This is a genomic window from Eubacterium aggregans (assembly GCF_900107815.1).
Taxonomy (GTDB): Bacteria; Bacillota; Clostridia; order Eubacteriales; family Eubacteriaceae; genus Eubacterium_O; species Eubacterium_O aggregans.
The window spans coordinates 55456-69011 of record NZ_FNRK01000012.1; the positions used below are offsets into that span (position 1 = coordinate 55456).

The 13556-nt window shown below is 47.5% G+C and carries 8 protein-coding genes and 1 other RNA gene; all 9 read right to left on the reverse strand.

Going from position 1 to position 13556, the window contains the following annotated elements; all coding sequences use genetic code 11:
- Positions 1-6: 6 nt before the first annotated feature.
- On the reverse strand, positions 7-2376 hold the full coding sequence (locus BLW33_RS08260) for an ABC transporter substrate binding protein (protein ID WP_176966671.1): 2370 nt from the start codon (positions 2374-2376) through the stop codon (positions 7-9).
- Positions 2377-2759: 383 nt separating this feature from the next.
- Positions 2760-2939: non-coding RNA, 6S RNA (gene ssrS, locus BLW33_RS08265), on the reverse strand.
- Between the two features lie 76 nt (positions 2940-3015).
- A complete protein-coding gene (gene radA, locus BLW33_RS08270) occupies positions 3016-4386 on the reverse strand; it encodes a DNA repair protein RadA (RefSeq protein WP_090307511.1) in 1371 nt (456 codons plus the stop codon).
- Positions 4387-4872 (reverse strand): VanZ family protein, encoded by a 486-nt coding sequence (locus BLW33_RS08275; protein ID WP_090307513.1) that lies wholly within the window; start codon positions 4870-4872, stop codon positions 4387-4389.
- 75 nt (positions 4873-4947) lie between these two features.
- Positions 4948-5997: a PTS sugar transporter subunit IIC gene (locus BLW33_RS08280; RefSeq protein WP_090243237.1), complete on the reverse strand. Its 1050-nt coding sequence runs from the start codon at positions 5995-5997 to the stop codon at positions 4948-4950.
- Positions 5998-6279: 282 nt separating this feature from the next.
- Positions 6280-8028, reverse strand: coding sequence for a pyruvate kinase (gene pyk / locus BLW33_RS08285; protein ID WP_090307516.1), 1749 nt, complete (start codon positions 8026-8028; stop codon positions 6280-6282).
- Between the two features lie 21 nt (positions 8029-8049).
- Positions 8050-9006 carry a 6-phosphofructokinase gene (gene pfkA / locus BLW33_RS08290; RefSeq protein ID WP_090307518.1) on the reverse strand — a complete coding sequence of 319 codons (957 nt, stop codon included), beginning with the start codon at positions 9004-9006 and terminating at the stop codon, positions 8050-8052.
- A 1-nt stretch (position 9007) separates the two neighbouring features.
- Entirely contained in the window at positions 9008-12523 is a 3516-nt protein-coding gene (locus BLW33_RS08295) for a DNA polymerase III subunit alpha (RefSeq protein ID WP_090307520.1), read from the reverse strand.
- Positions 12524-12856: 333 nt separating this feature from the next.
- Positions 12857-13435 carry a TetR/AcrR family transcriptional regulator gene (locus BLW33_RS08300; protein ID WP_090307523.1) on the reverse strand — a complete coding sequence of 193 codons (579 nt, stop codon included), beginning with the start codon at positions 13433-13435 and terminating at the stop codon, positions 12857-12859.
- Between the last annotated feature and the right edge of the window lie 121 nt (positions 13436-13556).

A 13556-nucleotide genomic window follows, 5' to 3' on the forward strand; every position in this document is an offset into this window, starting at 1 on the left:
GGTGGCTTAAATCCCTTCGTCATCCAACAGTTGAATAAAGTCTTCTGTGGGAATGGGACGGCTGAAATAGTAGCCCTGGATATAGTCACACCCCTCATCCCTTAGAAATTCAAACTGCTCCTCATCCTCTACTCCTTCAGCCACAACCTTTAACCCCATCCCCTTGGTCATCTCAATGATCGATGAAAGGACCACCCGAGAGTTTGGCGTTGCACCGAAGCCTTCTAAAAACTTCATATCAATCTTAATAATATCCACCGGCAGGCGCTGAAGGGTGTTAAAGCTGGAATAACCGCTGCCAAAATCATCCATAAGCACTCGGATTCCGGCCTCCCGAAGCCGGGCAGCACAAAGAATTAGGTCCTCTTCGTTATCCATAAAGGCCGATTCTGTAATCTCAATGGAGATACAGCCCACTGGTACGCCGCAGCTAGTGATCGTCTCCATGATCGTTTGATCAAAGCGACTACGCAGAAAATTTGCCCGGGATTGATTGACCGAAATTGGGATTAAGCTTTTTCCCTCAGCCATTCGATTGAACTGAAAAGCCGTCACGATCTCTCCCACATAGTTATCAAGCTGTGTAATGAGGCCGTGCTCTTCAAATAATGGAATAAAGATACCTGGAGAAATAATTCCCCGCTCTGGATGAATCCATCGTACCAGGGCCTCTGCCCCATGGAGGGTTTTATCCACCGCGTTATAGACTGGCTGATAGTACACCTGGAATTGCCGTTTGGACAAGGCTAGTTCCATTTCACTAACGAGAAGCTGCTCCATCACCAAGCTATCGGATAAGGATTCATCAAAAACAGCATAGGATTGCTGTAATTTTGAGGGAATGCCCTTTTGGGTAACCATCTGTGCCCGATCGCACATCGCATTAATGGACAACCTCCGGTCCGTAATGTAATACAAACCAAATTGGAGGGTATAATGGTAGGACGGTGTTACCCCATCATAAGTTTTGGAGCACTGGTTAATCAGGTGTTCGATAACGACATCACAACACCGTCCAATGACCACAAAATTATCCGCCTGTAAACGGCCGTATACCATTTTATCCTCAGCATGGGTTTTAAGCTCCTCCGCAAATTCGCAAAGAATCGCATCCCCAGTTTCTGATCCAAACAGCTCGTTAATCACTTTGAAATTACAGAAATTCCAATACATGATTAAATACTCATGCTCTGTGTCCTCTGCTAAAAGCTGTTCTGCCTTTTGGTAAAATCCCCTTCGATTGTAAATCCCAGTTAAATCATCATAGAGGACCACTGTTTCAAGTGCTTTAGTTTTGGCTTTGAGTTCTGTCGTAAATGCCTTCTGGCGACGCTGATTATGCAAAATAGCGATGATTATTAAAAGTAATGCCAGGACAACCAGCAATGCTGGAATAAGGACCACCCGATTTTGTCTCCAAAAATTATCGGTGGGATTGACAATAACGGCATCCCGGGGAACCTTTGACATGTTGATATGATAATATTGTGCAGCCTCCTGATTAATATAGTAATGATCCGGGGTGGAGACGACTGGTAAATTCACTGGTGCCTCGCCATCAAGGACCTTCTTTGTCAGTTGCCCCGCTATTTGTCCTATATCCTCATAGGAAACACATCGCCCACCGAGCAATCCATACTCAATACCGAGCTCGTCCGCTTTAAAAATTGGGACGCGAGCAACCTCTGTTAACAGAGAAACACTTTCATCCAGAGTCACCTTCTGCCCAGTGCCATCGCTGGTAAACATCAAATACAAGAGAATATCATCATCGTCGGCTTCTGCTACCTTTTCTTGAATCTGTTCCTTTGTCATGTCCGAACAATCCACATCCGTAAAATCCAGTTCTGGAAAAAAGCGGGCAATTTGATAATACTGCTCCAAAGAACCTTTTCCTGACACACTGTCATCACTAATGGCTATCACTTTTTTAGCTTCTGGGTAAAGGCTCTTGGCGAATTCCAAGGTCGATTTGTAGTTAAAGTTTTCTAATACCCCAGTAATCAGTGGATCCTTTCCTATTGCCATTGCCTTTTCATTGCTATTGATGCCTAAGAAAATAAGTGGCGTCCCTTTAAAATAGCGTTCCCTTTGGGACATGGCAAAATCCACTGCTGCATCATCCCCAAGAATAACGGCATCAAAGGATTCTCCTCCCGATAATAGAGTGTCAAGCTGCGTCGCTGTCTGGGCCTCTGAGGTTGCAGTATCAATGGTTTTAGTATTCATAAATAATACTTCAATATAACATTCGTCCTTTAAAATCTCTGTAATGCCATCTAACTGATCCGGTACGCTTTCCCAGGTATAGCCGTAGGAACTTAAAAAAAGTACCCGTTGTTCCGTTGACGACTTTGCCTCAGCCTTCACGCTCATCGGTATAATGAAACTGAGAAAAAGGAAAAAAACAAAAGGATATTTCCAACCCTTTCGAAATGTATGCATGATGTAAATCCCCTTCTTTATACATTGGATGCTACTTTCTAATGGTGTATATGAACATTATATCTGGATGAATCATAATTCTCAACAAAAAAATACAGCATGACTCTAATTTAAGAAACCACTCTATTTTTTATGGAAATTAGAAAGATAACGCATTATGTTAACTTACGCAGTATCACTCGCTCCGGTGCTTCGCACCTTCACTCATTCATGGCTGCGCCGTGTGAAAGTGGATAGAGCAATATCCACTTTCACACTTCTGTTAGCTCAGGCGAAAATAAAAAGATCTCACCCGGTGATGGATGAGATCTCTTTATAATCCCGAATGTGCCGTTCCCTTCTTTTTGACGCCTAGCAGAAGCTAGGTGGGTGCCCTGCCTCCAGTTTTCTGTCTTCCACTCAAAGGCGGCATGACATCGAATGGAGGACATCCGGACTCCCAAAGTATAAGTGTAGGTTCAAAACCAAAGGTGTAACGCACACTTCAGGATAACTACATTATAGCTTTGAATGCCCCGGGTGGAAAGGATAAATTCTTGCCTTTTGGCATGGATTGAATCTAAAATTTACCTACTTTTTAAGTAGATTTAATGCCTGAGAAATGTTAGTAACCGGCATGAGTTCAACCCCCATGTCGTCCATTCCCCTACAATTTCCCCGGGGGAGGACGCAGCGTTTAAAGCCTAATTTTCCACCCTCGATGATTCGTTTTTCCACCTGTTGGATATTGCGCACTTCTCCCGTCAGCCCCACTTCCCCTAAAACCATGAAATCCGCAGGAATCTCAAAATTTCGAAAACTGGAATACAATACGGAGACCACCGCCAGGTCCAGGGCTGGTTCGTCTACCTTCATCCCGCCAACCACATTGATGTAGGCATCTAGCCCCTGGAGCTGGATATCCAGCCGTTTTTCCATGATGGCGATGAGCAGGACCATTCGATTGTAGTCCATCCCCGTCGCCATCCGTCTGGCGGTTGCAAAGCTGGTCTGGGAAACCAGCCCCTGGAGCTCGATGAGGATAGGCCTGGTCCCTTCGATACTGGGAACCACCACCGATCCACAAGTGTTTTTCGGGCGGCTCAAAAGCATCATCTCCGAAGGATTTTTAACCTCGGCCAGGCCCTCCTGGGTCATCTCAAAAATACCAATTTCATTGGTGGAACCAAAGCGATTCTTCACTCCCCGGAGCATCCGGTAGCTATGGTATTTCTCCCCTTCAAAATACAGCACCGTGTCCACCATATGCTCTAACACCCGGGGCCCTGCAATATTGCCTTCCTTGGTAACATGCCCCACCAAAATCATGGCGATGCCATCCTTTTTTGCAATTTGCATCAAGGCGTTGGCGTTCTCCCGAATCTGGCTGACACTCCCCGGAGCCGAGGTAATATTGGGACTGTACATGGTTTGGATGGAGTCGATAATGACTAAATCCGGCTGGGTTTTGATAATAAGGTCCGTAATATAGGGGATGTTGATTTCCGAAAGGAAATAAACATTATCCGAGGATACCTTCATCCGAACCGCCCGCATCTTAAGCTGCTGCTCGGATTCCTCCCCGGAAATATAAAGGACCTTCAGTCCCTGATTCCCAAAATTCTCCGTGGTTTGGAGGAGCAGGGTCGATTTTCCGATGCCCGGATCTCCCCCCAGAAGAATCAGGCCACCTGGGACGATGCCGCCGCCTAACACCCGGTCCAGCTCACTATTATTGGTTTTGTAGCGATCCTCCTTTTGGGTAGAGATGTCCTTTAGGCGTACGGGTTTGGCGTAAACGCCCCGCTCCAAATTCTGGTTCTTCCCTACTGCTGTGGGTGCCGGCATCTCCACTTCCTCGACAAAGGAATTCCACTCACCGCACTCGGTGCATTTTCCCATCCACTTGGGAGTGGCGTAACCGCAATTCTGACAGACGAATCGTTTTTTAATTTTTGCCATTTATTCCACCCACTTATACAAGAAATACCCTAGCATCCCACCGATAAAATTCAGGATAATGTCATCGACGTCCGCACTTCGGCTAGATAAAAAGAAATGCTGCAAAATTTCAATGAGAATCGTACTCCCTAAAACCACCGCCATAATCTGAATCCATCCGGTTTTATTCCTTCGGCACAGTGGATAAAGCAGCCCCAGGGGTACGAATAGAAGAATGTTCCCAAAGAGGTTTCGGGCGGGATAGGTTAAGTAATGATAGAGGGTCGCCACCCCATCCGTCTCCCCAGAGCGAATATAGTCGGTATTCAGCACCCCATTGTGATAAACATCGTAAATATAATCGTCAATGCTGGTCCCGGGAACCAGATTACTCCCAGGTTCGTAGCCCACATCGCCGTCAGGCAACAGGGTGATGGTCACCAAAATGACCAGATACATTATGAATAAAAGGGCGAAAAAAAATCGCCGCCGGGTTTCTCGTTTCATCCTATCAGACTCCTTTACTGATATCATTATACCTCAAAACCCGGTGTGGCTCTACCACTTTAAGTCGACGTTCCTTTACAAATTCAGGGCCATGTCCCCATCCTTAATCCATCCCGCACGATGACACAGCCGATAGATACCATAGGTCACCACAGCAGGGAGCAGGATTTGAAGAAGTCCGATGGAAAGGACGATCTGCATAACAGAATCACCAGCCTGGCCCATGGCCATGGCCGTCCCGATCTGACCCACAAAACCACAAGTCCCCATCCCCGCAGCTACCGGTGTATTCTTCATTTGAAAAAGAGTGGTAGCCAGGGGTCCTAAAATGGCTGAAGCAATGGTTGGCGGAATCCAGATTTTCCAATTTTTAACGATATTGGGCACCTGAATCATGGAGGTCCCAATGCCCTGGGCTGCCAGGCCGCCCACACCATTATCCCGGTAGCTTTGGATAGCGAAGCCAACCATCTGACAGCAGCAGCCCACCGTGGCCGCCCCCGCTGCCAACCCCGACAAGTTGAGCATAATGCACAGCGCCGCACTGGAAATGGGCAGGGTAAGGACAATCCCGACTACTACTGAAATGACGATTCCCATGATGATGGGCTGCTGCTCCGTTGCCCACATAATCAGCTCACCCAGGAAGGTCATAAAGCCGCCGATGGGCGGCCCCACTAAAGTTGCCATCCCGGCTCCCACCAGCACCGTGACAAATGGGGTTACCAGGATATCAATTTTTGTTTCTCCTGAAACGGCCTTGCCGCATTCCGTGGCGATTAAAGCCGCGATGAGGGAGCCTGCAGGCCCCCCTAACTCATTACCCACATAACCGCCCACCGTAACAGAGAAGATGACCAACGGCGGGGCATTTAAAGCCCAAGCTACCGCCACAGCAATAGCTGGCCCTGTCATGACCTTTGCCGCTGGCCAAATGGTTTCAGTGAGAAAGGTCATCCCTGTCAAAACACCAATCTGATTGAGGATGCTCCCCATCAGCAAGGTTCCAAAAAGCCCAAAGGCCATGTACTTCAGGGCATCGATTAAATACCGCTGGACTGAAAACTCGATATCCTTCTTCTGAAGGAAATCTTTCACACTGTCATACTTCCGTGTTTTTTCCATAAAACGCCTCCAATAATGAGATTTGAATAATATCCGAAACACGGGCAACAAAAAAAGATACAACAAAGCATTGTCTTTAGAATAATGCTGCCCATGATTGTGGGGGATAAAAATAAAAATATCGAGTTTTCGCCCGATATTTTTATTTTCTCTCAGTATTAAACTAAAATACATTATTGTATCTTGAATAATTTAAAACTTTTTTGTAGTAAGTATTATACACCTATTTTAAAATATTGCAAACCTTTTTTGAATTTTCAATAATTTAAAATACGCTTAGACTTATCTTAAGCGAACACGGCCCTGGTATACCATCCCATTGACAGGATCGACAGAAATAATTTTACCATGTTTCAGGACCTCACGAGCCTTATGGACATCCAGAATTACGGGAATATCGTATTGTTTAGACACATGGGCGGCTTCTGACTCTAACCCAGTTTCTTCTGTGATGATGGCTGCTGCTTTTTCCAGAACACAGAACACATCCGGTGTGACGGATTTAACCACCAAAATATCGCCTTCGTTAAAATCCTCAGTATTATCGCTGGTAATCAACTTAGCAAAACCAGTCACTGGCTTATCCCCAATGCCAACACCGCTCATCACAGCATTTCCAACAGTATGGACCTTAATCATATTGGTGTTGCCCTGGACACCCAAGGGAACCCCTGCTGCTACGACAACGAGATCACCGGTTTTGACGCAGCCCATTTTTTCAGCGGCATCGACACAGTCCATCACCATGGAATCCGTATCCTTGAATTCCGGGGTATACAAACAGAACACCCCCCAACTTAAACACAGTCGGCGAACAGTCGTCATTTTATTGCTCACCCCTAAAATATCACATTCCGGACGATATTTAGACAACATCCGCGGGGTGTGTCCAGAGGAGGATGCGGCGATAATGGCTGCGGCTCCCATATTTGCAGCAATCTGAACGACGGCTTCCCCCACGGCATTGGTCACCGTGAGCTCGCCGTGATCCGGCTTACGGCGATTACGATATTCCTCAGAGGATTCAATACGCTCAACAATGCTGGCCATGGTCTTAACCGTCTGAACCGGGTAATCCCCAGCCGCGGTTTCACCCGAAAGCATAACGGCATCTGTTCCATCAAACACGGCATTGGCCACATCCCCAACTTCCGCACGGGTCGGTCTGGGATTGCGGATCATGGAATCCAGCATCTGGGTCGCGGTGATAACCGGTTTGCCCAGGAGATTACATTTACGAATGATGCTCTTCTGAACCAGGGGCACCTCTTCTGCAGGGATTTCTACGCCTAAATCCCCACGGGCAACCATGATACCGTCGGACACGGCCAGGATCCGGTCAATTTTTTCGACCCCTTCACGGTTTTCAATTTTAGAAATAATCTGTACATCGCCGCCGCCATTATTATCTAACACCTTACGGATGGCAATGACATCCTGGGGTTTTCGTACGAAAGAAGCCGCTACAAAATCGATTCCCTGGCTGATTCCAAAGAGAAGATCGCCTTCATCCTTCGCGGTCAGGCCCGGTAAATTAATGGAAACATTGGGAACATTCGCACTTTTTTTGGACCCCAAGACCCCGCCATTATCGATACGACAGGTGATTTCTGTTCCCTCAATCTTTTCAACCGTTAGCGCAATTAGACCATCATCTAAAAGAATGATATTTCCAGGCACCAAATCCTCGGGCAGGCCCGTATAGCTGATGCTCACACGCTTGGCGTCCCCAGAAATAGTTTCCGTGGTAAGAACAATGGTATTCCCTTCTTCCAGGGTTACTTTTCCGTCTTTTAAATCCCCGGTCCGGATTTCCGGGCCCTTGGTATCTAACATAATGGCTACGGGGGTATTCTGTGCCGCCCGTGCCGCCTTTAACTTGGCAATCCGCCCCGCATGCTCTTCATGACTGCCATGGGAAAAATTCAGGCGTGCCACGTTCATGCCATTGGCAATGAGTTCTTCCATAATCTCCTGGGTGTTGGATGCCGGTCCCAGGGTACAAACCATTTTCGTTTTTTTAAGCTTCATTTTGCCCTCCTAATAATCCAATTAAATGGATAGAATCTTGGAAATATGATAAAGTTCTTCGTTAAATTTTTTCGGTGTTTTAAGGGCTTCTTCCAAAGGAACCATGAGATATTCACCCTTACGCTGGACCACTACATTGCCAGTCTGACCATTTACGATGGATTCTACGGCCTTATAGCCCATGTAGCTTGCCAGATTACGATCGAAGTGGGACGGAGCGCCGCCTCGCTGGATATAGCCGAGATTCGTCCCTTTAGTGGTCACCTGGGTCAGCTCTTCAATCTTTTTGCAATAATCCCGATAGCCGCCACACCCCTCTGCCAGCATAACGATGCTATGGAGCTTGCCACGATCCTTACCTACCAGCAGGCGATCACAGATTTCTTCCAGATCCGTTGGGATTTCAGGCACAATGAGCGCTTCGGCACCGACAGAAAAGCCTGCATATAGTGCAATATCACCACAGGTCCGTCCCATGACCTGGACAACGTTAATGCGATTATGGGAAAAAGTGGTATCCCGAATTTTTCCAATGGCATCAATGGCCGTGGTCACTGCCGTATCAAACCCGACCGTAAAATCTGAGGCCCCAAAGTCATTATCGATGGTCCCGGGAATACCAACCACACTCACACCCAGGCGTTTCAGGCACAGTGCACCATTTAAACTGCCATCTCCACCAATAACAATAAGATGATCAATTCCAAATTCCCGGAGAACCTCCGCTGCCCGTTTTTGTCCCGCTTCTGTGGGGAAAAATTCGCTTCTGGATGTCCGCAGGATCGTGCCACCCTTTTGTAGGATATCGGCAACCGAATAAACATTCATGGGCGTAATATCCTTATCCAAAAGCCCTGCATAACCACGATTAATGCCGTACACATCAATTTTATGGTAAATCGCAGTCCGAACCACTGCCCGAATGGCTGCATTCATCCCTGGGGCATCGCCACCACTTGTTAAGATACCGATTCTCATTCTACTTAACCTCCACTTTATTCCGGCCCAAGACCCCCTGAAGATCTCGAACCAACTCATCACTGACGGTTACCCACAGGCTTTCATCAGCACCAAAGCGCTTGTTTTCTTCTTTAAAATATAAAACCACCGGCACACTCCCTGGAAAGCTCCCAAGGATAGGTTTTATTTTTGAAATAAGGGGCTTCTGTGTAAAATCACTAAAGCACAATGTCAGCTGCTCCGCTGGCTTTTTAATGTTCATCGGTTTGTAGCCGATTCCGGCTTCCCGAAGGGTCATTCCCTGGTCAAGGGGCATCACTTCATCGCAGATGACTGAAACATTCATTTCCTCATTGTAATTAATTTTCCCTCGAATTAAGACCGGTGTATCTGCCTTTAAGAGATGGTGGTAGGACTCATAGGGCCTGGGAAAAGCCACGACCTCCATGCGTCCGTACAAATCCTCGATGGTGATAAAACCCATGAGTTTACCGGTTTTGGTCATCTGGGATTTAACGCTGTCCACCAAACCGCCAATGGTCACGCTGCCGCCATCCCGAATTCCAGTCTCGCACAGCTCCTCATAACTGCCCATCATGGAGGTGTTCAGGTTGGTTTTGCCTGAGAGTATCCCTTCAAATTCCTCTAAGGGATGCCCTGAGACGTACAAACCCAACACTTCCTTTTCCTGGGCCAGCTGAATTTCCTTTGGCGCAGGATCCGCCATGGGGAACCGGTCCTCTTTAAAGGCCTCAATGGCCCCCAAATCCAGCAGGGACACCTGGCCGGACAATCGATCCCGCTTTTCCACCTGGACCTGGGCAATAATCCCCTCGGCTCCCAGAAGCATCCTGGAACGGGGGAATCCGGTGAAATCAAAGGCTCCCGCCTTAATCAGGCCCTCGATGGTCCGGCGGTTTAACACGCTTAAATCCACCCGGTCGCAGAAATCCCGAAAGCCCTTAAAGGGACCCTCGGCCTGACGGGCAATCACTATGGATTCCACGGGCTTCGCCCCTAAACCCTTAATGGCCCCAAGGCCAAAGGCAATTTTACCCTCCACCACAGAGAATTTGCCAACCCCGACATTGACATCCGGTGGGGCAACGTGGATTCCCATTTTACGGCAGTCCTCAATATATTTGGATACCTTCTTTTCGTCATCCATGACCGAAGACATTAAGGCCGCCATAAATTCCCTGGGATAATAGCATTTCAGCCAGGCCGTCTGATAAGCAATGACCGCATAGGCCGCCGCATGGGATTTATTAAAGGCGTACTTGGCAAAATCCTTCATTTCTGCGTAAATCTGTACGGCCACGGCCTCGGGCACCCCGCGGCTGACGGCGCCGGGTATGATAACATTCCCTGCCTCGTCCCGTTCGCCGTGGATAAAGACCTCACCTTCATGGTCCATAACATCCGTCTTTTTCTTAGACATAGCCCGACGGACCAGGTCACTGCGGCCCATTGAAAAACCAGCTATATCTCTAAAAATCTGCATGACCTGTTCCTGGTAAACCATACATCCGTAGGTGACATTGAGGATGGGTTCCAGCAATGGATGGAGGTACTTCACATGGTCTGGATGCTTTTTATTATCGATATACCGTGGAATCTGGTCCATGGGACCCGGTCGGTACAATGAGATTCCAGCGATGATATCTTCAAAATTTTCCGGAGCTAATTCCCGCATAAAGGACATCATTCCCCGGCTTTCCAATTGAAAGACACCCAGGGTATCCCCCCGGGAAAGCATCTCATAAACCTTGGGGTCATCCATGGACAAATGATCGACATCCACTCGTTCTTTCTGGCTGTGCCAGATATTCTCCACGGCATCCCGAATAACCGTCAGGGTTCGCAGCCCAAGGAAATCCATCTTAATCAGTCCCAGGTCCTCCAGCAGTCCCATGGGAAACTGGGTGGTGATGGCCTCCCCATTTCGGTACAGAGGAACGTATTCCGTCAGGGGGGCATCAGAGATGACCACCCCGGCGGCATGAGTGGAGGCATGGCGGGCAAGGCCTTCCATAGATTTTGCCATTTCCAGCAAATTCCCCACAGCGCCATCATTCTCCGCCATTTCCTTTAAGGTTGGGTTCTCCTCCATGGCCCCTTCAATGGACACATTCTGGCCAACGTGGATGGGAATCTCCTTGGCCACCTTATCCACTGCGGCGTAGGGCATCCCCAAAGCCCGGCCCACATCCCGCACAGCCCCCCGGGCCGCCATGGTTCCAAAGGTAATAATCTGGGCAACCCGATCCTCCCCGTATTTATGGATGACGTAATCGATGACCTCCTGGCGGCGCTCATAACAAAAATCACAGTCGATATCCGGCATAGTCACCCGCTCTGGGTTTAGGAAGCGTTCAAAGAGGAGATTGTACTTAATGGGGTCTAAGGTGGTAATATCCAAGGCGTAGGACACCAGACTGCCTGCCGCTGACCCTCGCCCTGGCCCTACCATAATATCATGATCCTTGGCGTACTTAATGAAATCCCATACCACGAGGAAGTAATTATCAAAGCCCATGGTCTGAATAATATCCAGCTCATAATCCAATCGTTCCTGAATCTCTGGTGTAATCTGTTCATAACGCTCAGCAATCCCCTGCTCACACAGCATCCGGATATACTCACCAGGGGTCTCTACGCCCTGGGGCAATTCAAACTCTGGCAAATGGGCGGATTCCAGGTCAAAGGTGACCTCGCAGCGTTGGGCGATGCGGTGGCTGTTTTCAATGGCTTCCGGTAAATCCGGAAATTGTCCGGCCATTTCCTCGGGTGATTTTAAATAAAAGCCATCCCCGGGAAAGCGCATTCGGTTTTCATCCTCCACATTAGTGGCGGTCTGGATGCACAGCAGCACATCGTGGGCCTTGGCATCGGAGCGACGGACATAATGGGCATCGTTGGTGGCGACCAAAGGAATATCATACTTTTTTGAAAATGCCCTTAAGCCTTCGTTGGCTTTAGCCTCCTGCTGCATCCGGTGATCCTGGATTTCCAGATAGAAATGATCCTTTCCGAAAATGTCCTGATACAGCTCACAGCACGTTGCTGCTTTTTCGGGCTGATCCTGGATGATAAAACGCGGAATTTCCCCGGCGATGCAGGCCGACAGGCAGATAATGCCCTCGTGGTGGGCCTTTAAAATATCGTGGTCCACCCGGGGCTTATAGTAAAAGCCATCCACAAAACCTTTGGAGACAATTTTACATAAATTTTTATAACCCGTGTTGTTCTCAGCCAGCAGCACCAGATGATAGGGGTTATTATCGATACCACTTTCCTTTTGTGTTAAGCCCCGGGGTGCGACATAGACTTCACAGCCAATAATGGGTTTGATGCCCTGGGCCAGGCATTCCTTATAGAATTCCACTGCGCCAAAAAGAACCCCATGGTCCGTCAGCGCCAGGCTATCCATTCCCAATTCCACAGCGTAGCCCACTAAATCCTTTATCCGTCCGAAGCCGTCAAGCAAGCTATACTCACTATGAACATGCAGGTGGGTAAATGGTCGATCCATGGTTTCCTCCTATCACAAAATTTTACCTTCATTATAACATAATTTTCCACTTTTGCAAGTACTTGTCCCACCAGGACAAGACTGTTCCCTATTTTTTACACTAACTTTACAGTATTGTAATTTTATACATTCTATCTTAATTCCTTCCCGTCCAACTTTCATAAAAATCACTTTGAAGCACAATACCATTGTAACAAACATCCAATCAACATCCTGTTGACATCGTATTCTTAGGGAACTATAATAATCCTAGATGCTATTGGCTAAAATAGGGTTAAAATAAAAAAGGTGTGACCCTCTCCGTCGGTCACACCTTTTTTATTTGATATGGACTTATGCACTAAGCACATTGACACCCTTGAGAATCATTTCAACGGCCAGCTCAGCCACAGCTTCTGGCGGTTCTCCCGATCCATTTTCCATCCAACGTTGGAAAAGGCCCAAGCAGCCCGACACCACAAAAGCATAGTAATATTCAAAATTAGGGGTCTTGGCATCCTGGTAAGCGTGCATCCAATCATGGATACACCGTTCCTTGACGAGGGCCTTCACCTTTTCCACAAAAACCGGATCGCCATTGGGCCCCATAAGGGCAACCGTTAAATCGGAGTTGTCCTTTAAAAAGGTAAAAATTTTAGTCAGCAGAGGCATTGCGTTGGTCTCATCCGCTTCTTCCTCAGTTTCTGCCAGGATTTGGTTGAACTGAGCGAAGAGCTCATCCTCAATCTGGTACAGCATATCGTAAATATCCCGGTAATGCTGATAAAAGGTCCCTCGGTTAATATCAATCAAATCAGCGATTTCCCGGACCTTTATTTCCTGGATGGGCTTTTCTTTTAATAATTCCGTTAACGCCTGCCGTAACTGGCGCTTTGTCTTTCGAACTCGACGATCTTCCTTTTTTTCTGCCATGGATAACTCCTCACACCAACAATTTTCTTTTTTTTGTTCAATATTCTACATTTAACAATCGCACTGTTTATTAACGGACATATCTATAATAAACTGTATATTGTATTTTTAACTGAAATCA